General features: G+C 47.3%; 33 protein-coding genes and 2 tRNA genes. 9 read left to right on the top strand and 26 right to left on the bottom strand.

The genetic code is table 11. The features are described 5' to 3' along the window. Positions 1–128: 128 nt before the first annotated feature. The 25 genes from J4650_RS09775 to J4650_RS09655 all read right to left on the bottom strand — a co-directional run bounded on the left by J4650_RS09775 (position 129) and on the right by J4650_RS09655 (position 11,161). Positions 129–1,448, bottom strand: a complete 1,320-nt coding sequence (locus J4650_RS09775; RefSeq protein ID WP_052928622.1) for a phage terminase large subunit — start codon at positions 1,446–1,448, stop codon at positions 129–131. Beyond that, on the bottom strand, positions 1,432–1,863 hold the full coding sequence (locus tag J4650_RS09770; RefSeq protein WP_000147264.1) for a terminase small subunit: 432 nt from the start codon (positions 1,861–1,863) through the stop codon (positions 1,432–1,434). The genes J4650_RS09775 and J4650_RS09770 overlap by 17 nt, the downstream gene beginning before the upstream one ends. 325 nt (positions 1,864–2,188) lie before the next feature. Next, on the bottom strand, positions 2,189–2,731 hold the full coding sequence (locus J4650_RS09765) for a Rha family transcriptional regulator (RefSeq protein ID WP_023138247.1): 543 nt from the start codon (positions 2,729–2,731) through the stop codon (positions 2,189–2,191). A gap of 198 nt (positions 2,732–2,929) precedes the next feature. Further along, complete coding sequence (locus J4650_RS09760) at positions 2,930–3,367, bottom strand: lysis protein (protein WP_124234968.1); 438 nt, start codon at positions 3,365–3,367, stop codon at positions 2,930–2,932. Between the two features lie 88 nt (positions 3,368–3,455). Beyond that, positions 3,456–3,956, bottom strand: a complete 501-nt coding sequence (locus J4650_RS09755) for a lysozyme (RefSeq protein ID WP_033903588.1) — start codon at positions 3,954–3,956, stop codon at positions 3,456–3,458. Continuing rightward, positions 3,934–4,137 carry a phage holin family protein gene (locus J4650_RS09750; RefSeq protein WP_000286100.1) on the bottom strand — a complete coding sequence of 68 codons (204 nt, stop codon included), beginning with the start codon at positions 4,135–4,137 and terminating at the stop codon, positions 3,934–3,936. The genes J4650_RS09755 and J4650_RS09750 overlap by 23 nt, the downstream gene beginning before the upstream one ends. 245 nt (positions 4,138–4,382) lie before the next feature. Continuing rightward, positions 4,383–4,458: transfer RNA gene (locus J4650_RS09745), tRNA-Thr, on the bottom strand. Between the two features lie 5 nt (positions 4,459–4,463). Then, positions 4,464–4,538: transfer RNA gene (locus J4650_RS09740), tRNA-Asn, on the bottom strand. Between the two features lie 91 nt (positions 4,539–4,629). Then, complete coding sequence (locus J4650_RS09735) at positions 4,630–5,118, bottom strand: antiterminator Q family protein (RefSeq protein ID WP_000027539.1); 489 nt, start codon at positions 5,116–5,118, stop codon at positions 4,630–4,632. Then, entirely contained in the window at positions 5,115–5,297 is a 183-nt protein-coding gene (locus J4650_RS09730; protein ID WP_020898880.1) for a hypothetical protein, read from the bottom strand. Before J4650_RS09730 ends, J4650_RS09735 begins: the two co-directional genes overlap by 4 nt. Before the next feature lie 438 nt (positions 5,298–5,735). Further along, positions 5,736–5,972 (bottom strand): hypothetical protein, encoded by a 237-nt coding sequence (locus J4650_RS09725; RefSeq protein ID WP_001749499.1) that lies wholly within the window; start codon positions 5,970–5,972, stop codon positions 5,736–5,738. Then, positions 5,965–6,135: a protein NinF gene (locus J4650_RS09720; protein WP_000566851.1), complete on the bottom strand. Its 171-nt coding sequence runs from the start codon at positions 6,133–6,135 to the stop codon at positions 5,965–5,967. Before J4650_RS09720 ends, J4650_RS09725 begins: the two co-directional genes overlap by 8 nt. Continuing rightward, the gene (locus J4650_RS09715) at positions 6,132–6,314 is read right to left on the bottom strand and encodes a NinE family protein (protein ID WP_000113771.1); all 183 of its coding nucleotides are present in this window, start codon (positions 6,312–6,314) and stop codon (positions 6,132–6,134) included. Before J4650_RS09715 ends, J4650_RS09720 begins: the two co-directional genes overlap by 4 nt. Then, entirely contained in the window at positions 6,281–6,454 is a 174-nt protein-coding gene (gene ninD / locus J4650_RS09710) for a protein NinD (protein ID WP_000679702.1), read from the bottom strand. The genes J4650_RS09715 and ninD overlap by 34 nt, the downstream gene beginning before the upstream one ends. Further along, on the bottom strand, positions 6,451–6,897 hold the full coding sequence (locus tag J4650_RS09705; protein ID WP_079918899.1) for a recombination protein NinB: 447 nt from the start codon (positions 6,895–6,897) through the stop codon (positions 6,451–6,453). The genes ninD and J4650_RS09705 overlap by 4 nt, the downstream gene beginning before the upstream one ends. Before the next feature lies 1 nt (position 6,898). After that, a complete protein-coding gene (locus tag J4650_RS09700; RefSeq protein WP_080069439.1) occupies positions 6,899–7,150 on the bottom strand; it encodes a hypothetical protein in 252 nt (83 codons plus the stop codon). Between the two features lie 2 nt (positions 7,151–7,152). Next, the gene (locus tag J4650_RS09695) at positions 7,153–7,416 is read right to left on the bottom strand and encodes a hypothetical protein (protein ID WP_080069438.1); all 264 of its coding nucleotides are present in this window, start codon (positions 7,414–7,416) and stop codon (positions 7,153–7,155) included. Positions 7,417–7,427: 11 nt separating this feature from the next. Then, a complete protein-coding gene (locus J4650_RS09690) occupies positions 7,428–7,583 on the bottom strand; it encodes a hypothetical protein (RefSeq protein ID WP_176204250.1) in 156 nt (51 codons plus the stop codon). 11 nt (positions 7,584–7,594) lie between these two features. Continuing rightward, positions 7,595–7,801 (bottom strand): hypothetical protein, encoded by a 207-nt coding sequence (locus J4650_RS09685; protein WP_023228648.1) that lies wholly within the window; start codon positions 7,799–7,801, stop codon positions 7,595–7,597. Between the two features lie 72 nt (positions 7,802–7,873). Then, the gene (locus J4650_RS09680) at positions 7,874–8,143 is read right to left on the bottom strand and encodes a hypothetical protein (protein ID WP_080069437.1); all 270 of its coding nucleotides are present in this window, start codon (positions 8,141–8,143) and stop codon (positions 7,874–7,876) included. Next, positions 8,140–9,516: a replicative DNA helicase gene (locus J4650_RS09675; RefSeq protein ID WP_124234967.1), complete on the bottom strand. Its 1,377-nt coding sequence runs from the start codon at positions 9,514–9,516 to the stop codon at positions 8,140–8,142. Before J4650_RS09675 ends, J4650_RS09680 begins: the two co-directional genes overlap by 4 nt. Beyond that, the gene (locus tag J4650_RS09670; protein ID WP_080069435.1) at positions 9,513–10,346 is read right to left on the bottom strand and encodes a replication protein; all 834 of its coding nucleotides are present in this window, start codon (positions 10,344–10,346) and stop codon (positions 9,513–9,515) included. Before J4650_RS09670 ends, J4650_RS09675 begins: the two co-directional genes overlap by 4 nt. Beyond that, positions 10,339–10,485, bottom strand: coding sequence for a DUF2740 family protein (locus tag J4650_RS09665; RefSeq protein ID WP_001125981.1), 147 nt, complete (start codon positions 10,483–10,485; stop codon positions 10,339–10,341). Before J4650_RS09665 ends, J4650_RS09670 begins: the two co-directional genes overlap by 8 nt. Positions 10,486–10,519: 34 nt before the next feature. Further along, a complete protein-coding gene (locus J4650_RS09660) occupies positions 10,520–10,798 on the bottom strand; it encodes a lambda phage CII family protein (protein WP_000424167.1) in 279 nt (92 codons plus the stop codon). 135 nt (positions 10,799–10,933) lie between these two features. Further along, complete coding sequence (locus tag J4650_RS09655; protein WP_001180316.1) at positions 10,934–11,161, bottom strand: helix-turn-helix domain-containing protein; 228 nt, start codon at positions 11,159–11,161, stop codon at positions 10,934–10,936. A gap of 77 nt (positions 11,162–11,238) precedes the next feature. Here J4650_RS09655 and J4650_RS09650 point away from each other — a divergent pair, with 77 nt between their 5' ends. Next, positions 11,239–11,949 (top strand): helix-turn-helix transcriptional regulator, encoded by a 711-nt coding sequence (locus J4650_RS09650; RefSeq protein ID WP_000250475.1) that lies wholly within the window; start codon positions 11,239–11,241, stop codon positions 11,947–11,949. Positions 11,950–12,146: 197 nt separating this feature from the next. Then, complete coding sequence (locus tag J4650_RS09645; RefSeq protein WP_001280609.1) at positions 12,147–13,190, top strand: P63C domain-containing protein; 1,044 nt, start codon at positions 12,147–12,149, stop codon at positions 13,188–13,190. A 38-nt stretch (positions 13,191–13,228) separates the two neighbouring features. Here the strand turns inward: J4650_RS09645 and fumD are convergent, their stop codons facing one another. Further along, the gene (gene fumD / locus J4650_RS09640) at positions 13,229–13,438 is read right to left on the bottom strand and encodes a fumarate hydratase FumD (RefSeq protein ID WP_079776789.1); all 210 of its coding nucleotides are present in this window, start codon (positions 13,436–13,438) and stop codon (positions 13,229–13,231) included. 554 nt (positions 13,439–13,992) lie between these two features. Between fumD and J4650_RS09635 the strand changes: the two genes are divergently transcribed. The 7 genes from J4650_RS09635 (at position 13,993) to J4650_RS09605 (ending at position 16,912) form a co-directional block, all read left to right on the top strand. Further along, on the top strand, positions 13,993–14,355 hold the full coding sequence (locus J4650_RS09635; protein WP_079796462.1) for an antitermination protein: 363 nt from the start codon (positions 13,993–13,995) through the stop codon (positions 14,353–14,355). Between the two features lie 78 nt (positions 14,356–14,433). Then, positions 14,434–15,255 carry a hypothetical protein gene (locus J4650_RS09630; protein ID WP_124234966.1) on the top strand — a complete coding sequence of 274 codons (822 nt, stop codon included), beginning with the start codon at positions 14,434–14,436 and terminating at the stop codon, positions 15,253–15,255. Positions 15,256–15,463: 208 nt separating this feature from the next. After that, positions 15,464–15,622 carry a protease FtsH-inhibitory lysogeny factor CIII gene (locus tag J4650_RS09625; RefSeq protein ID WP_000141641.1) on the top strand — a complete coding sequence of 53 codons (159 nt, stop codon included), beginning with the start codon at positions 15,464–15,466 and terminating at the stop codon, positions 15,620–15,622. Beyond that, entirely contained in the window at positions 15,603–15,791 is a 189-nt protein-coding gene (locus tag J4650_RS09620; protein ID WP_000156731.1) for a DUF5444 family protein, read from the top strand. Before J4650_RS09625 ends, J4650_RS09620 begins: the two co-directional genes overlap by 20 nt. Beyond that, the gene (locus tag J4650_RS09615; RefSeq protein ID WP_000902089.1) at positions 15,781–15,924 is read left to right on the top strand and encodes a hypothetical protein; all 144 of its coding nucleotides are present in this window, start codon (positions 15,781–15,783) and stop codon (positions 15,922–15,924) included. The genes J4650_RS09620 and J4650_RS09615 overlap by 11 nt, the downstream gene beginning before the upstream one ends. Continuing rightward, a complete protein-coding gene (locus tag J4650_RS09610; RefSeq protein WP_023993438.1) occupies positions 15,921–16,628 on the top strand; it encodes a Rad52/Rad22 family DNA repair protein in 708 nt (235 codons plus the stop codon). Before J4650_RS09615 ends, J4650_RS09610 begins: the two co-directional genes overlap by 4 nt. Further along, the gene (locus tag J4650_RS09605; protein ID WP_023993439.1) at positions 16,628–16,912 is read left to right on the top strand and encodes a hypothetical protein; all 285 of its coding nucleotides are present in this window, start codon (positions 16,628–16,630) and stop codon (positions 16,910–16,912) included. Before J4650_RS09610 ends, J4650_RS09605 begins: the two co-directional genes overlap by 1 nt. Positions 16,913–16,943: the final 31 nt, after the last annotated feature.

Below are 16,943 nucleotides of genomic sequence, written 5' to 3'. Positions count from 1 at the left end.
TGTCCGTTATGGTCGTTTAGGTGGTGGAGCAATTCCCCCAGCAGGATATTTGGTGGCGCATGGCTGATAACCCGGCCAGCCTTTTCTTTTGCGTTTGCAGCCAGGGCATTTGCATTTGTTTTTCATGATTATTGCCCCCTAAGGCGCTTAGGAATCATCATCCCCATCGATTTAGGTTTGCGTTTGATATACCCGTCCAGACCGTACCGGATTCCATCCCAGCAGTGGTTGTTCTTATCCTCGATAATCGGCAAGACTTCGCCAGTGATACGGTCTGTTTTGTACGAGTAAAGCCGCGCCTCTTTCGCCGTTTCTTTACAGCGAGGATGGATGATGATCTTCTTAAATCCACGTAGGAAGGTGATGCCGTCCTCTACGCTACCCTGCCATTTCTGAGCAGCTGAGATATTGAATCCCTGCCCTTTGATATGGCTGATAGTTTCTGGCCTAGAGTTGTCGGCTTTGATGGGCCATTTACGCGCTTCAGGGATACCGGGGAATTTCGCATCGTCAGTGACCTCCCAGTCCTCAAGCTGTTTCGGCGTGGCATCGGTTTTGCCTGCATAAAACTTCCACATATCGTCGAGCTCTACGCCATTGCCGTAGGCCTCGTATTCGATGTAGAGGTTGTTATCCAGAATGAACATGCGAATAAGCGTGCTGGGGTCTTTCGCGAATCCGAAGTCAGCACCGAACAGCAAGCGCTCTGATTTCCTCCATAGATTGTCTTCGAAGCTCTGCACGATGTATTTGTTAGCCAGCACCTGCTTATCTGAGTTTTCGAGGTAAGCCCCCTCCCATATCCACGCGTAATCTGCGTAATCAAGGTTTGCCAAGTCTTCCTGTCGCTCTTCCTCAAGCACAGCAGGGAACCATGGATTGTCGACATAGTTCATCTCGACAATAATTGAGCTTTTTGGGGGATTCTTTCTGAAAAGTTTGTCGGTGGCGCTGCCGTCCTTCTCCGGGTTCCACGTAACCCAGATTTCTGAGCCTTCTTCACGAACGGTCGGGCGAAGCTTTTTCCACGCAGTCGAAGAAACAGACTCGGCCTCGTCAACCCAGGCTACAAGAATTCGCGCTTTTGATTTGATGCTGTCTAGGTTATGGCGAAGACCGCAGAATACATAGCTGACCTTGCGGTTCTTTGTCCTGATGTATTTATCTCCAATGTCAAAGTAATCATCAAGCCACGCCACGGAGCGAATTGCCTGCTTTACCTCCTCCATGGAGGATTCTTCCAGCGAGTTCATGTATTCTCGAGCGCACAGGATAACTCCACTGATATTGGCTTCTGCCGCTTGGTACGCTTTGACGGCAGTCATTAGTGCAAAAGTACGCGTCTTAGCAGATCCACGTCCGCCGTGAGCGCCACGATAACGGATTCCTTCTGTCGCGAATACAGGAACTAACTTGGCAGGTATCTGGAGGTCAACTTGGCTTTCCATTTGCTGGGTCAACTCCTACCAGGCGAATAGTGGTTGGCTTCGTTGCCATAGTTCCATCAGATGAGGTGTGATCGATAATCTGCTTATCAAGGCCGACCAGCTTAGCCTTGCCCATTGTCGCCGCTACAGCTGCAGATGATTGTGGCGTCTCGGCGCTTAAGGCTTTTTGTCTGGCCTCTTCCAGTTCAGCGAGGAGAGAATCGACGGTGACGTTATGGCGTTGCTTAATCTCGCCCCTCAATTCTTTTATCCTTAGGGCTATCTTAGGGTTATCCTGCAACTTACATGCTTGAACATGTACTGCCTCCGGCTTCATCTTGTCAGCAGCATACGCCGTCCGATAAGCCTCAGAAGCATTACCCGTTTCGATGTATGCCTGACAGAAAGCTTCTTGCTTAATTGTCAGACCTGTCATATTGGAATATTCCTCTACTTAGTTGGTATATCACCCGGAGGCGCACATAAAACAACTTCTGCTTTATAGAGCCCTCGTGGTGGAAAGAACTGTAAAACACTCTCGATTTCTTCTACCCCCGCATCGAGATGGCGAGCAATGAGGGATAGACCAGCCATCGTAAAAGCTGCAAACCCCGGTATGCATCGTTATTGATTATCATTGCACACTCACGCAGAAGGAGCTCCCATTAAGGGCTGCGGTCATTGTTAATGCGGTGATACTGCGACGATACAACGCTGTTATTTCCCCACTTACTGGCTTGGGTTGTTTCGTGGTACTGCCGTTAATTGGTGAGTCCGGGGATTACGGTTTGCCCGTGCTGTTCAAGGCGTTCAATTCTCGCCAGTAGCTGTGGTTTCTTAATTTTTCCCCAGCGATTTAGCAGGCGACCTGACATGCTGGCGACATCCTTCTCTTTCATGTACTCCAGCATTACGGCATTTCGCTCTTCTTCAAATTGACGATTACCAACCTGAAGCATGGCGTACATCCAGTTGAAAGCGTTGATATATGCGATTTTGATTCGCATAGCTTCTTTCTTGGTATAAGACATGACAAGAAGCATCAAGCCGTCCTTGCGGAGTCGGTAAAACTTCTGCGGCTTGCCATTCTGTAACTCATTGTTTTTATAGCAAAGCTCAAAATTGAGCTTTGTATCAAACTCTGGAGGGCAAGCATCAATAGTCCTTTCAATGTCGCGGACTACGTTTTTCGATAATTTGCCGAATGCTTTTGCCACCATAAAAGAATCGGTAACCGGATCGTTGTCTGCTACAAAAATCAGATCGCGAAAATCAATGCCGTTAACGACTGTTGGGTAGTTCATAGCGTGTACCTTACTTTGAGATGAACCTTTGCCGCATAGGAGATCAGCCCGTCGAGGCTCGCCAGCACTAACTGACTCCTCAAAGGCTCATTCCAAAGGTTTGGGTTCGACGTGGTTGGATGCGCTGCGGTGCGCGGTGAAATTTTGGTATAAAAAAGCCCGGCCGAAGTCAGGCTGTTCTGTTTATTGGGTGACGAATCACTTCAGGCACTGAGCCCTGACATACTCCTGCAGGTAGTTAACCTGCGCGGTTATCCTGTCGATTCCACTTCGGAGACGGTAATAATTGAGTTCAGCATCTGCTGTAAGTCTTGGGCTTTCTCCATCGCCCATGCCGCCGGCTCCGGTCGTTGACTTTGCACAGGTGGAGGCGACTTGCAGGCGCTTACGACCAGCAGAAACATCAGCACGGAGACTTTCGATAGTCGCGTTAGCATCAGCAAGCTCCTTTGTGTATCTGGCGTCAAGTTCTGCAACGTCACGCTGGCGCTTCTGCAAATCAGCGATTGTGGATGTGGCTTTGTCGCGCTGGTCTTTGTAGGAGATGGCGTTATCACGGTAATGGTTAACAGCCCACCCCATTGAAACCAGCAGACAAATAACCACAGCACAGATGATTGCGGTTAACCGGCTCATGACATCAACACCCCAACGGCAAGAAACCACGGCCACGCATCGTTGCCATTGAATGCGAGCAACGCTGCCATGAAAAAGCAAATCATGCTCATTGCTGCCCCCACCACAAACAGACTTCACGCTCAATCTCACGACGAGTCATCAGGCCTTTCCATTGCTTACCGCCAGCGTATGTCCATCGACGTAGCTGATCACATGCACCTTTGATATCGCCCTGGTTTATTTTGCGAAGAAGCGTCGATGTTCTGAAATTGCCAGCTCCCACGTTGTAGACGAACGAGTAAAGGGCGCCGCGCGTTGTTTCCGGTATATCGACTTTGATGTACGGGTTAATTTGTCTGGCGACAGTAGCGAGGTCTTTATTCAGGAGGTCTTTGCATTCTGCCTCGGTATACGTTTTACCGGGTATAATGTCTTTTCCAGTGTGGCCATAACACACAGTTAATACACCTACTACGTCCTTATATGGTTTGTATCTGACACCTTCCAGACCATCGTTACCACTCGGACCTGTGATCAACACAGATGCTATAGCAATAGCCCCGCCACTTATCGCCGCTATTACGCTATTTCGTAGTGCCGGTGACATTGCCATTCAATCTGTCCTCACGCTCTTTGCGTTTGTAGTACCAGTTGATGCCAAATGTGCCGACAGTACAAAGAATACCAATGATTACAGCCCAGTCATTCAGGGAGAGAATGCCACCCATCGCAGTCAGTCCTCCGAAGCTGTAACTGAACCATTCTCTGATTTTGTCCATACGGTACATGCTCTACCCCTTTTATTGAGGGGATTTGCTCTATTTAATTAGGAATAAGGTCGATTACTGATAGAACAAATCCAGGCTACTGTGTTTAGTAATCAGATTTGTTCGTGACCGATATGCACGGGCAAAACGGCAGGAGGTTGTTAGCGTAACCTCCTGCCACCCGCTTTCACGAAGGTCATGTGTAGAAGGCCGCAGCATAACTATCACTGACGAATTCAGGATAGCCAGTGGCTACGGCTCAGTTATGGTGCTGGTTAACGGACTTGAACCGCTACCCATTCGCTTACAAGGCGACTGCTCTACCATTGGAGCTAAACCAGCATGTTTGGCGGGACAGCGTGGACTCGAACCACGATAAGAAGGTTAACAGCCTTCCGTAATGACCTTTATACGACTGACCCAAATAAAAAAAGCCACCGTTGCAACTTAAGAGTCACTAACGGCAGCTTATTCACTTATGATTGCTCATTTGCTCATAGATGTCAACACAATCTATGCAACATGTTTAATTTTATCCACACGTTTACGACTATTGAAGGCATTTAGCATCGGTTGATAAAGCATGAACAGGGATGCCTTGAGTACGTCATCTACTTCTCTCCGACAGGTAATAAGAGATGGCTTGCGCATCCTTTCTCCGCCGCGGCCTGACATTTTGCGGGGGCTTGCAGTCTTGTGATAGTAGGATGATATGGCGTACTTAGAGGAACCATGTGCGTAATAGCTAAGCAGAATGCCAAAGGCCTTTGTGTCGATGCGCATAACGGAATCTACGACCTGAGAAATCAACATTCCGTCATCATCATTGCACATTGGCCTTGTCATCACTCTTGATGGTTCTACCCTCTCCATAAACTGCGCTATAACGCTGCTCATGCGTTTTTCGAGTCTTCCTGAATAAACCCATGCCCCCCATAGCTCAAGCCACCCATTAAGCCAGTCATGCTGCTCTTTAGTGAGGTTAAATTCTCGTATACTCATGCAGCATCGCCTCCCGATGTCTTGTTCAATCCAAGCCGGTTCACCAGTTCACGCTCTCGCTCATGCAGATAATCCATTGCCTTCTGGTGTTGCTCAGTCATCTCTCTGACGCTGCGCAATTCAGCCTCGTCACGTTCACGCTGCTGTTTCGCCTGGTTAATGCTGGTTATGCTGCACATTGAGATTCCCCCATGCGGAGTTGAATTCCGTCCTGATACCAGTCTGGCAATGTGAAATCGATGTGCCCTGTAACACCCTGCGCCCTTAGCTCCTGTAACCGCTTCAGTTCGCTCTTCATGTGCTGGTATAGCTCATCCATCTGCCATGTCTTTAAGCGCACAGGAACGCACGCCAGACGCGCTACACGCTCTATTGTCATCTCCCCATAGACAATCTCCGCATGCGCGGTGAATTCGTATGGGTCTTCTTCAAGTTTTCGGTGACAGCCAACGCAGTGGGCGAAGGCGTTATAGGGATGGTATCTGGTGGCTTTGTGTCGTCGGGATTTGAAGTGGGAGCAGTGGAGTTTTTGTCTTTCGAGGTGGAATGATCGTCCGCAGTAATCGCATGTCCAGTCCGTTCGCTCCCTCACCAGTTGGGAGAAAACGTCATCAAACTTATCTCTCTTTAGCGCCATTTCTTCCACCTTTTGTCATTTTTTCAGCATATTCAGGCCAGTGCTTTTTAAGTATTCCGTAAGGAACTCTCAGGCTTATTCCATGTCGATTAGCCCAGTTAACCAGGCTGTTTCTGGTTCTTCCTATGGTGGATGCCATAACGTCAGCAGGGACTTTTCCGGCAACCCTGCGGATATAATCCTGCTCGTTTGGTGAATACATATTTGTGTTAGCCATCCTTATCTCCTGTCATATCTGAATGTGGATCGCGATATACCAGCCATTCGTTAACGCATTCTGCACAGGCGTAAATTTCATCAGGTGCCAGTTGCTTGTTACATCCTGCGCATAAGGCTCTCGCTATACTTTCCTGTTCGTAACTTCGATTTGGGTCAATCACCTTGTTTTCCTCGCGCGTTCTCTAAGCCACCGGATATCCCACAGGTGAGCCGTGTAGTTGAAGGTTTTTACGTCAGATTCTTTTGGGATTGGCTTGCGTTTATTTCTGGAGCGTTTCGTTGGAAGGTATTTGCAGTTTTCGCAGATTATGTCGGTGATACTTCGTCGCTGTCGTGCCATACGTCCTCCTTCGTCTCTGGCAGCGGGAAATTACCTACTGGCGACCGCTCACATCTGATACACCATTGGTGCCAATAAGGTTGATTTGGCCGGAATCGATAATCGTCTTTGCTTTCTCCGCAGCGGTAGCAGTGTTTCATGCAACTCTCCCTGTTCGTTTTGACCACTCGTACTCTCGCCTGGAATCATCACTCCATCTCACGTTACGTTCTGAGCCGAACCAGAACATAATTTCGATAAGCTCTGTCATGCTCGCCTTCCTCATCTTGCTGGTACGTACCCCAAGAAGAACAACACCGCCATCAATACCTGGTACGCTTCTTTGCTCCAGCTTTTTAGTCTTGAGCCACAGCGCGGTGAAGATGTCTTTCCAGTCTTCCGGAGACAGTCGTTGACCATGCCAAAGCACCTGACGGGAGACGTCCTGAAGCATCGGCCACATACGGTCGTTCTGCGCTTTGGTTCGCTTAGGTTCCTTGACGTGGACTTCGTGGGGTGACTTGTCGTCGATGGGTAGTGAGAGAATGGCGTCTATGGCGTTATTTCTGATTGCTTCATTGCGAAGCAGGAATAATTGCTTCACTTTACCTCCTGCTCTTCTCCTTGCGCTTATCCGCGTAATACCGGTTTAATTCGTCAGACATCCTCTCTCCGATAAGCGGCCATGACTCAAACCTCGCATTCGCAAAATTCTCAAGCCATCTCGCAAAATCATCCAATTTATCTGCTAACCAATAAACAAAATCTGACAGCCATACTGCTGAAGCCAAAAAGATACGATGCGGATTAAGGATGAAAATAAGCGATATTTTCATTCCTCGTGATACTTTGCTCATACTCACTCCTTCACTTTGATTCCAGCGGCGCGGATGGCTTCTGCGCATTCCTGAATACCAGCGTTTCTTCCATCACCCCAATCAACCAGGTCAGGAATGGAGTAGTCATCGCTGGAAATATCATTTTTTGCTGGCAACTCAATCGCAATAGCAGAACGTGAAGCAGACCAGATTTTCTCTCCCCATCCCTCAGCGCAACTTTTCCGAAGCTCTTCTTGCTCAGGGTGTCTCCACCATTCCAAAAACTGCTTTCTTGATTCGTCCATATTCCTCTCCATCACTCGCCTAACACTTTCAGTGCATTAGCGATTTCTTCAATCTGGTCATCTGCCTGATTAAATATTTCCCATACTGAGTCATCTTCTTCCACTTCGTAATACGCTTTAAGCGCTTCAAAAATCACTGAATAGTTAATCTCGGATATTTTCATCATTACTCTCACTTTTAGTTGATAAAACGCCACGCCATTTTTGCTATCGCTACAGGTACAATTCCGATAAGTACCCAGACAAACGCAGCACCAAACAACGTAGAGAATGGGTCTTTACCGCCATTAACAAGGCTAATGTAGCTACGCAGAACAATAAAAAACGTCAGAAGAATCCATCCAACGCCAATGCATTTGATGGCGGCTAGCATCCAATTAACCATGCTTCCCTCTTCCCCAAATAAAAAGGCCTGCGATTACCAGCAGGCCTGTTATTAGCTCAGTGATGTAGATGGTCATTGCTTCATCTCCCTTTCCATTTCATCAATGTCAGCGTCATCAGGAAGATGGGAGCAATACGCTGCTATACCATGATGATTTATCTCATACCCTTTGAACGTTGCCATCTGGTGCGTAATCTCAACTTCGTTTAGGAATCCGTCATCGCATAACTGCCTGGCTATTTTCGATTTGGTCTGGATTATTGGAAGTGCCTGTTCTTTCAAAGCGCATGATATTTGTGCATCCCATGCCTTTTCGAGAATGGCTAATTGTTTTTTATTCATACGTCAGCCCCTTGTGTATATCGCTTTCTGCGTCCAGCAGGTGCATTTGATGCCGTGCAAATCTGTCTGGCTTCGTCCTGGTCACATGCAACAAAGTGTCCGTTGCAGAACCGCTGGTAAACCGTACCAAGCGAGCCAAAACGGTTTTTCGTCACGATGATTTCAGCAAATGGCGCGGTGCTACTGTTCTCGTCATATACCGCTTCCCGATAGAGCATGATGATTGAGTCTGCATCCTGTTCAATGCTTCCTGAATCGCGCAAATCTGCGTTTGTCGGGCGTTTGTTTGGCCGCTTCTCAACATCGCGGGAGAGCTGACTTAGGGAGATAACAGGCGTTTTCAGGTCTTTCGCCATCGCCTTCAGGCTTCCGGAGATGTGAGCAATTGCGAGGTCGTTGCGATCTGCCTTCGGCTTCTCAATCAGGCCAAGATAATCCGCCATGATGAGTGACAGGTTTGGGTTTTCCTGTTTGTGCCGTTCTGCGATTGAGCGTATTTCTTCGACCGATAACCGCGAGGCATCGACTACCCATACATCCAAGTCTGCAAGCTGACTCATGCCGTTAGCAACGCGCGCCCAGCCTTCGTCATCCATCGATGCAGGATTTCGCAGCACGCTAACCGACATCCTCCCGGCGTTGGCAATGCTTCGCTCAGCAATCTGCAATGCGCTCATTTCCATCGAGAAAATCAACACACCGCGCCGGACGCCAGAACCAGGAATAACACGACTTGCCACGCCTTCGGCTATCTTCAGCGCCAGTTCGGTTTTACCCATACCAGGACGAGCAGCAATAATCACAAGGTCTTCTGCGTTCATTCCTCCGGTGATAGCGTCAAGCTCTTCGATTCCGGTCTTCAGGGTATCCGACTCTTCTCCGTTCCTCAGACGCCTGTCAAGCGTGTCAGTGTAATCATTGATAATTTCCCCCAGTCGCACAGGTTTAACCTCGTTGCGTGGCTTCCTGATGGCTGAAAGACGCTTAACAAGATCGTCCATCGCTCTACCTGAAGCATCCAGCGTGCCGTTACTGATTGGCTCTCGCATCTCATCCAGTAGCTGTAAAACCTGACGCCGTTGATAACTGTCTACAACCATTCCGGCATAACCTTTCAGGTTTGCAGCGCTGGGACATGACCGCGCAGTCATCATCACCGCCGTTGCGTATTCATCCCCGCACTCCTCGGCCACCATCAGTCCATCAATCAGGTTCCTGTTTCTGGCCTGCTTTCGAATAACTTCAAAAGCTTTCCGGTAAAGCGGAATTGAGAATGCTTCAGGCTCCAGCGTTGCCAGAACGTCACTGGCGGTTGGTGTTAATCCACCAATCAGCAGGCCACCGATAACGCTCGCTTCGATATCCTGTCTCATGCAATCCCCCTGTCTGCAAACTTCCCTTCCCGAACTCCCGTTAACGAATCTTCCCTCAGCAGGTAATCAAAATCAGCCGTCCAGCCCGTGTCGTTGTCTCCGAAGTAAAACGGCTTGGCCTGATGCACAAACGCCCTGACATACGCCCTGAAACCGTCCACGTTTGGCGTTTTCAGTTGCGGGATGATTTTCTTCAGGCGGCGTTTGCGTTTCTCGTTGACCGCAACAGCGTGTGGCAGTCTGTCACCGACTTCGGTGTTGTAGGCGTTCAGGAAGGATTCGTAGTCGATTCGTTCTGCCTTGCGACGTTCAGGTTTAACCTGCCCATTGCCGCCCCCGTTAGGGGGTAAGGGGGTATTTGTATTTATTGTCTTTTGTATATTGTCTTTTGTGTTTGACTGATTCGGTAAATTGGTTTTTACCGATTTGGTGAAGGTTAGTTTTACCGATCTGGTAAATGTTTTACCGAATCCGTTAACCTTCGTCTTCCACTCGGAAATATTTTTATTCATACCAACCTGACGCCCCACCTGAGTGAGAACCCCCATTCTGATAAGCTCGTTTTTGGCGGTAGAACATTTGGTTGGCGCCATGCCAGTGAGTTCAGCGAACTGTTCATTTCCGATCCAATCTATTTTTTTGTTATAACCGTATGTCTTGCGCCACACAGCCATAACAATCAGTAGCTGATGTTGAGTAAGCCCAGAAAGCATGACAGCTTCCAGCAGTGTATTTGCAGTCCGGGTGTAGCCATCGTCGAGTTCTGCCACGCGATGCTCCACAACCTCCAGATGAGGTTTTATCGGTGTAACTGTTGCAAGATTACTCATGACCTTTCCTCTTCAGTATTAGCTTCACTTTCTCCAACTCAGCCCGAAATCGACCAGGCTGTTTGAAGCTGGATAAGAACCGATCACGTAGTATGTTTTTGTGTAATTTGTCCTGGTCAGGACTGAGTTGTTTTGGCATAATTACTCCTGTGGATTGATCCAGTCTTTCTACATCAGGCCTCAAAACTGTTCCCGCAGTCTTGGGGCTTTTCTTTTGTCAGCAGATGCGCAACTTTCTTTGCCAATTCTGCCAACTCTTCATCCTCAACACCCCACTCCAGAACCGCCAATAACATCCCCATCTTTGGAATGAAATCGCCTTTCCATCGTGAAATTTGAGATTCGTTAATGCCTAACGCATCAGCGACTTTCCGCTGACCACGAATAGCTATCCGGTTAAGGATGCTGCTGGTAATTGCGTTGGCTTTCTTGCGAGTGCTTGTGAGTTCCATATGTGAACATTCCTGTAGTTAATAGTTAGTTGTGGCTATGCGCACTGGCGCATAAACCTGTGGTTGATTTGTTATCTGGAGTTCGCTTTTCAGCGACGTAGGACGAATGTCCGTTGTGAAAAGAGGTATTAAAGCTTATGCTGATAAAAGATTTTTTTTACTTATTTCAAGCAAATCAACTGCCTGAAACTTCCCCCCAGAAATTTCTTCAATTTTTGAGGCGTATCTTGTTTTCCCAAAAAATTCAGTCTTAGGGAGGAAGCCATTTTTGAGCCATTTATAAACTGCTCTCTCGCTAACTCCGCAAGCCCTAGCAACTTCCGGGATGCCGATACCTTTAATCGGCTCATCAAGATTTTGCATTGGCTACTCCTTTTTGTACTTTCAGTACACATTATGATTGAACTGAAAGTTTTTGCAACTACTTTACTATCGAACTCATGGTTCAAAATGAAAAAGTGCGTCAGGAATTTGCCCAGCGGCTAGCGCAGGCCTGTAAAGAAGCTGGGTTAGACGAACATGGTAGGGGAATAGCCATTGCTAGAGCCCTTGATGTATCGTCAAAAGGTGTCAGCAAATGGTTTAATGCTGAGTCTTTGCCGCGCCAGGAAAAAATGAACGCTCTGGCAAATTTTTTAAAAGTTGATGTTGTTTGGCTTCAGCATGGTTCTGTAAGGCAAAATACAACTACAGATCCACAATCTTTAACTTTTGTTGGTCAGTTGAGAAAGGGACTTGTTCGAGTGGTTGGAGAAGCTATTCTTGGCGTTGATGGCGCTATAGAAATGACTGAAGAACGTGATGGATGGTTAAAAATATATAGTGATGACCCAGAAGCCTTTGGTTTGCGTGTAAAAGGCGACAGCATGTGGCCACGCATCAAATCTGGTGAATACGTTCTTATAGAGCCAAACACGAAAGTATGTCCTGGTGATGAGGTTTTCGTAAGAACTATCGAAGGTCATAACATGATTAAGGTACTTGGTTACGATCGAGACGGAGAGTATCAGTTTACAAGCATCAATCAAGATCACCGTCCAATTACATTGCCATATTATGAAGTATCCAAAGTGGAATATGTGGCTGGAATTTTAAAGCAATCACGACACATTGATGACATAGAAGCAAGGGAATGGTTGCGTAATAATTAAGCCAATGGCCTGATGAGATATTCGGGTGATGATGGACCGAAGGGATGTTTGGGTGATAGTGATTGTGTGAAACAGGTCGCAGAAATGCGGCCTTTTTACAAAAAAATGCAAGCACTCAAGATAGAATATATGCTTGCTTATTAATTTATATACTTGATATTATGCAAGCACATTTCACAACAAAGAGTGCTTGCATAATGTCTGATAAAGAAAGCAAAGAACCAACGGGAAAGTCCAAAGGTGGTGTGGCAAGGGCTAATGCTCTTTCTGCAGAAGAAAGGTCGGCTATTGCAAGAAAAGCCGCAGCAGCTAGGTGGGGTGGCGATGGTGAGGTGGAAATTGCCAAAAGATCTGGCGACATTGTCATTGGAGACTTAAAGATACAATGTGCCGTGCTTGAGGATGGGACGAGGGTTCTGTCAGAGAGAGCTATCACTAAAGCCTTCGGCGGGAAGCGTGGAGGCTCCCACTGGAAGAGAATGAAAGAGAATCCAGATGGCGCCTATCTTCCTGTTTTCTTGTCAGCTAAAAACATTAAGCCATTCATTAATAATGAATTATCAGAAGGCCTATCCCGGCGCCGTCTTTTCAAAATAAATAAAGGAGCGGCGCCAGCTTACGGCATTGAAGCATCTTTGCTCCCAAAGATATGCAATGTTTATTTGAAGATGAGAGATCAGGGTGATGCCCTTCAGTCATCTCAGATACCTATTTCTGTTCAGGCAGACATTATCATGCGCGGTCTTGCAGAGGTTGGTATTGTAGCGCTGGTAGACGAAGCTACTGGGCATATCGATGAAAAGAGACAAGATGAATATCGAATTCTCTTTCAAGAGTTCATCAAAGAGCAGGTCAGAGAATATGAGAAGGAATTTCCGAAGCAGTTCACGGATGGCCTTTATCGACTTTACGGACTTACGCAGAAAAAAGCAGGTCGGCACCCTCAGTTTTTCGGTAAGTTTACGAGGAAGTATATCTACGAACCATTAGCATCAAGTAAAGGCGCCATCCTTGAGATGCTAGATGAAAAAAACCCTGTCGTTTATGCGAATGGCGGTAGAAGATATAAGATGTTTCAGTTCCTAACCGATAGCATCGGAGTTCCGATGTTTAGGGCGCACCTTTGGCAGGTAGTTGGCATCCTTTCAAGCTCAAGAAATAAAGCTGAGTTTGACAGAGCATTCAAAAGAGCCTTTCCATCGCCCGGGACTCAATTTGAGTTGCTAGATGAAGATGAGTAAGCGATCACGCCCGGCCACCGCGCCGGGTTTTCTTTGCCCTACTCTTCCAGTAGCTTCACGGCAAGTTTCATGCACTGCAACTGGTCACCACCCCACTTATCCAGCCCCTTCGCTAACTCAGTTCGTATCACGTCAGCTATAGCCACTCGCTTAGTCTCATGACCCTCAGCAACCATAGCAAAAACGACATCACCGACAATCCTGCACATTTCCTGATAGCGCAACTGCGCCAGTTCCTCGTTTTTCACACAGATTCCTCGCTCGTTTTTTGTTCAGAACAGTATGACATAGAGGATTTATAAAAATAAATTTATTTATTTTTCAAAAACGTACTAAAAGAACAAAGCACTTACAATAAAAATGTACCAATAGTTCTTGCATATTATGTACTATTGGTTCAATATAAAAACATCAGCAGGACGCACTACTCACCAGGACGGTGACCCGAGTCTCAATGAGAGCCAGATGCAGGTACAAACTGCAACACACGCTGGTGAGGGTGAAAGAAGAAGAAGGTGTGCCGGTACCCCAGAACGATTGCCAGGCGTTCACCGGTTAGAGGTGAGGGATTCATGAGATACCCCTGACTACGAACTCAAGGGCATGAGCGCAGCCACTGCGAGAGTGTGGCACTTACAACGATTCAGTGATGAATCTACGAGGCTGAAAAGCCTGATAACCAAAGTGAGCTTTGGGGTGAATGCAGAAGCTAACCTTCTCGGCGGAGGCGCTTGGCAATGAGTACGCGACCGGAGTTAGTCGCCCGGCTGTATTCACCACCAAAGTTCATCAGGAGGTCTATATGACACGCAGAACAACTTTCAATGGCTCAGCAGCAGGTCGTCGTCGCGAGCGCCGTGCAGCGCTTCAGAATGAGACTACAGCCAGTTCAGAAGTGCTGCATCGTCCTACTCTTAGCCGTGCGCAGATTCAGGCCAAAGGAAAACATGAAACGCCCAAGCGTATTGAAGACGCAAAATCACTTCAGTTCATGGCGAAAGATGCATTCTGGCAACTGGAAGAATACAGACGCAATCTGGAGCGGGCTGCCATTGTGTACGCAAATGAGTTTGGACATAAGCCACCAGAAACCGGTGTATGTTTGCCAGACGTAGCACTTTACGCGGCTGGTCATCGTAAGTGTGGGCAAATTACCGCTAGATAATTATTCAGGCAGCAATCATCTCATCTAATCAGGTCGCAATGCGGCCTTTTTTATTGCCAAAATTTAAGGAATAACAACATGACCAAAGAAATTGTGACATTCAAGGGATTTAACAAAGACCTAAAGTGCCGTGACTTTCAGTTTGAAATTGGCAAGACCTTCCATCACGATGGAAAAGTGGAGGCTTGCGTTTCTGGATTCCACGCCTGTGAATGTCCTTTCGATGTTTTCAGTTATTACTCTCCTGCAGACAGCCGCTTTGCAGAAACCATCTCCTTCGGTATTACTAACCGCGAAGAAGATGGTGACACCAAAATCGCCAGCGCCAGCATAACGATTAAGGATGAGTTAACGCTTCCTCAGTTCATTCAACGTGGTATCGAATGGATTTGGAGCAAGATAGATAAGTCTCTTGAGCAGCAGATCATGTGTGGCAGCTGGTCAGCGGCAACTAACACTGGCAACCAGTCAGCAGCAACCAACACTGGCAACCGGTCAGCAGCAACCAACACTGGCGACTGGTCAGCAGCAACCAACACTGGTAACCGGTCAGCAGCAACCAACACTGGTAACCGATCAGCAGCAACCAACACTGGCTACCAGTCAGCAGCAACCAACACTGGCGACTGGTCAGCAGCAACCAACACTGGCAAACGGTCAGCAGCAACCAACACTGGCAACCGGTCAGCAGCAGAAGTGTCTGGATCGCAATCCGTAGCGGCATCACTCGGAATAGAAGGAAAAGCCAGGGCATCTGAAGGCGGAGCAATTGTACTTTGCTATCGCGATGAAGATGGCGAGTTAATTCATATCCGCGCCAGCAAGGTTGGCGAGAACGGTATTATGCCGGATACCTGGTATCAACTGGATGAAGATGGTGAGTTTGTAGAGTGTGAGTGATGCACTTAATGCGGATTCTGTGATTCCGCATTGCGAGCAATATCGCTCGTAACCAAACGAGGACGACGACTCGTTCTGGTTAATCGAAAAATCATCCCTTGATGTTATTTGCCGCTCGTAGTCAGGGCGGCTTTTTTATCGCATATCCACAGCGCTTCATATCGAGGCGTTTTCGCTATGCCAATAAATAAAAATGGAGAATCCCACGATGACATTTGCTATCGCGGGCGGTGCCGTCATGGGTATCGCCCAACTTAATGAATCACTTTTAGAGCGTATAACCAGAAAATTACGGGCCGGATGGAAACGTCTCGGTGAAATTCTTAATCAGCCAGGAGTGCCACGCCATGACCATTACGCCTGTTAATGGAACAATTCTTGTTCAGCAAGGAAACAGGGAGTTCAACAAGCTATATGAGAAAGTATTTCCGGATACAAAACAGGGAATGTCTGATGCGTATACATGGGCTGCCGGAATAGCTCTTGGTTGGGATAAGTGGCAGGACGAAGAATGGGAGGCGCGTCATGTTGCATGATTTTGATGATGAAGAATTTATTGCTCTCATTTCTCCTGAAATTGATGAGGAAGTGGAGCAGCAAATTAACTTAGCCGCAGAACGGCAGAATCCGGTTATTAGCTGGGATGAATTTGCGGGGTATTACTCATGAATCTGGATCAGTTAGATGAACCGTTCGCAGCTGAAGATATTGAGTGGCGAATACAGCAAAGCGGTAAAACACGCGATGGCAAAGTGTGGGCTTTGGTGCTGGCTTATGTCACAAACAGGGCAATCATGAAACGCCTGGACGATGTTTGCGGCAAAGCAGGATGGCGCAATGAATACCGCGATATTCCCAACAACGGTGGCGTTGAATGCGGCATATCAATCAAGATTGATTCCGAATGGGTAACTAAATGGGATGCTGCTGAAAACACACAGGTAGAAGCCGTCAAAGGTGGCCGCTCCGGCGCAATGAAGCGTGCTGCCGTTCAGTGGGGAATTGGTCGGTATCTGTATAACCTTGAGGAAGGTTTTGCGCAGATATCCAGTGATAAGAAACAAGGATGGCACAGGGCCAAACTGAAGGATGGAACAGGATTTTACTGGCTCCCTCCATCGCTGCCGGGATGGGCCATGCCAGCATCAGGCAATCAACCATTACCAGAAAATACCAACCAGAAATCACCATCGGTTGACTGCGAGCAAATCCTGAAAGACTTCAGTGAATATGCAGCAACAGAAACTGACAAGAAAAAGCTAATTGAGAGATACCAGCACGACTGGCAATTAATGGATGGTAACGAGGAGGCGCAGGCTAAATGCGTTCAGGTAATGAATATCAGAATAAATGAGCTTAAACAGGTGGCTTAATGAGAAGATTAAACATAACTCCAGCGGAGATGGAGTCAGTTTGCGGTCGCATGGTAGCTTGCCGTGCAGCAGAACATCTGGGCCTAAACATAAATCAGTTTTATTACATAGCAAAAAAACTGTCATTAAAAACGGCATTCGTTAAGCCAAGATGGAGCGAAGACGAAGACAAAAGAATGCAGGCGCTTATCTCATCAGGCTATACACAAAGAAATGTAGCAAAAATTATCGGGCGAAGTGAAGAGTCGGTAAAAAGCAGGCTATCACGTTTACGAAAGAAATAACCCTATACCTACCACATTATTCGGATAACCT

Origin of the sequence: Salmonella sp. 32120201201600049SM (assembly GCF_017572835.1) — a bacterium.
Taxonomy (GTDB): Bacteria; Pseudomonadota; Gammaproteobacteria; order Enterobacterales; family Enterobacteriaceae; genus Salmonella; species Salmonella enterica.
Note: the sequence above shows the minus strand (reverse complement) of the source record. Positions and strands in the feature narration are given on the sequence as shown.

Coding starts and splice junctions, on each gene's coding strand:
- J4650_RS09775 (WP_052928622.1), bottom strand. CDS start 1,448: ATGGAAAGCCAAGTTGACCTCCAGATACCTGCCAAGTTAGTTCCTGTA.
- J4650_RS09770 (WP_000147264.1), bottom strand. CDS start 1,863: ATGACAGGTCTGACAATTAAGCAAGAAGCTTTCTGTCAGGCATACATC.
- J4650_RS09765 (WP_023138247.1), bottom strand. CDS start 2,731: ATGAACTACCCAACAGTCGTTAACGGCATTGATTTTCGCGATCTGATT.
- J4650_RS09760 (WP_124234968.1), bottom strand. CDS start 3,367: ATGAGCCGGTTAACCGCAATCATCTGTGCTGTGGTTATTTGTCTGCTG.
- J4650_RS09755 (WP_033903588.1), bottom strand. CDS start 3,956: ATGTCACCGGCACTACGAAATAGCGTAATAGCGGCGATAAGTGGCGGG.
- J4650_RS09750 (WP_000286100.1), bottom strand. CDS start 4,137: ATGTACCGTATGGACAAAATCAGAGAATGGTTCAGTTACAGCTTCGGA.
- J4650_RS09735 (WP_000027539.1), bottom strand. CDS start 5,118: ATGAGTATACGAGAATTTAACCTCACTAAAGAGCAGCATGACTGGCTT.
- J4650_RS09730 (WP_020898880.1), bottom strand. CDS start 5,297: ATGTGCAGCATAACCAGCATTAACCAGGCGAAACAGCAGCGTGAACGT.
- J4650_RS09725 (WP_001749499.1), bottom strand. CDS start 5,972: ATGGCTAACACAAATATGTATTCACCAAACGAGCAGGATTATATCCGC.
- J4650_RS09715 (WP_000113771.1), bottom strand. CDS start 6,314: ATGGCACGACAGCGACGAAGTATCACCGACATAATCTGCGAAAACTGC.
- ninD (WP_000679702.1), bottom strand. CDS start 6,454: ATGAAACACTGCTACCGCTGCGGAGAAAGCAAAGACGATTATCGATTC.
- J4650_RS09700 (WP_080069439.1), bottom strand. CDS start 7,150: ATGAGCAAAGTATCACGAGGAATGAAAATATCGCTTATTTTCATCCTT.
- J4650_RS09695 (WP_080069438.1), bottom strand. CDS start 7,416: ATGGACGAATCAAGAAAGCAGTTTTTGGAATGGTGGAGACACCCTGAG.
- J4650_RS09690 (WP_176204250.1), bottom strand. CDS start 7,583: ATGATGAAAATATCCGAGATTAACTATTCAGTGATTTTTGAAGCGCTT.
- J4650_RS09685 (WP_023228648.1), bottom strand. CDS start 7,801: ATGGTTAATTGGATGCTAGCCGCCATCAAATGCATTGGCGTTGGATGG.
- J4650_RS09680 (WP_080069437.1), bottom strand. CDS start 8,143: ATGAATAAAAAACAATTAGCCATTCTCGAAAAGGCATGGGATGCACAA.
- J4650_RS09675 (WP_124234967.1), bottom strand. CDS start 9,516: ATGAGACAGGATATCGAAGCGAGCGTTATCGGTGGCCTGCTGATTGGT.
- J4650_RS09670 (WP_080069435.1), bottom strand. CDS start 10,346: ATGAGTAATCTTGCAACAGTTACACCGATAAAACCTCATCTGGAGGTT.
- J4650_RS09665 (WP_001125981.1), bottom strand. CDS start 10,485: ATGCCAAAACAACTCAGTCCTGACCAGGACAAATTACACAAAAACATA.
- J4650_RS09660 (WP_000424167.1), bottom strand. CDS start 10,798: ATGGAACTCACAAGCACTCGCAAGAAAGCCAACGCAATTACCAGCAGC.
- J4650_RS09655 (WP_001180316.1), bottom strand. CDS start 11,161: ATGCAAAATCTTGATGAGCCGATTAAAGGTATCGGCATCCCGGAAGTT.
- J4650_RS09650 (WP_000250475.1), top strand. CDS start 11,239: ATGGTTCAAAATGAAAAAGTGCGTCAGGAATTTGCCCAGCGGCTAGCG.
- J4650_RS09645 (WP_001280609.1), top strand. CDS start 12,147: ATGTCTGATAAAGAAAGCAAAGAACCAACGGGAAAGTCCAAAGGTGGT.
- J4650_RS09635 (WP_079796462.1), top strand. CDS start 13,993: ATGACACGCAGAACAACTTTCAATGGCTCAGCAGCAGGTCGTCGTCGC.
- J4650_RS09630 (WP_124234966.1), top strand. CDS start 14,434: ATGACCAAAGAAATTGTGACATTCAAGGGATTTAACAAAGACCTAAAG.
- J4650_RS09625 (WP_000141641.1), top strand. CDS start 15,464: ATGACATTTGCTATCGCGGGCGGTGCCGTCATGGGTATCGCCCAACTT.
- J4650_RS09620 (WP_000156731.1), top strand. CDS start 15,603: ATGACCATTACGCCTGTTAATGGAACAATTCTTGTTCAGCAAGGAAAC.
- J4650_RS09615 (WP_000902089.1), top strand. CDS start 15,781: ATGTTGCATGATTTTGATGATGAAGAATTTATTGCTCTCATTTCTCCT.
- J4650_RS09610 (WP_023993438.1), top strand. CDS start 15,921: ATGAATCTGGATCAGTTAGATGAACCGTTCGCAGCTGAAGATATTGAG.
- J4650_RS09605 (WP_023993439.1), top strand. CDS start 16,628: ATGAGAAGATTAAACATAACTCCAGCGGAGATGGAGTCAGTTTGCGGT.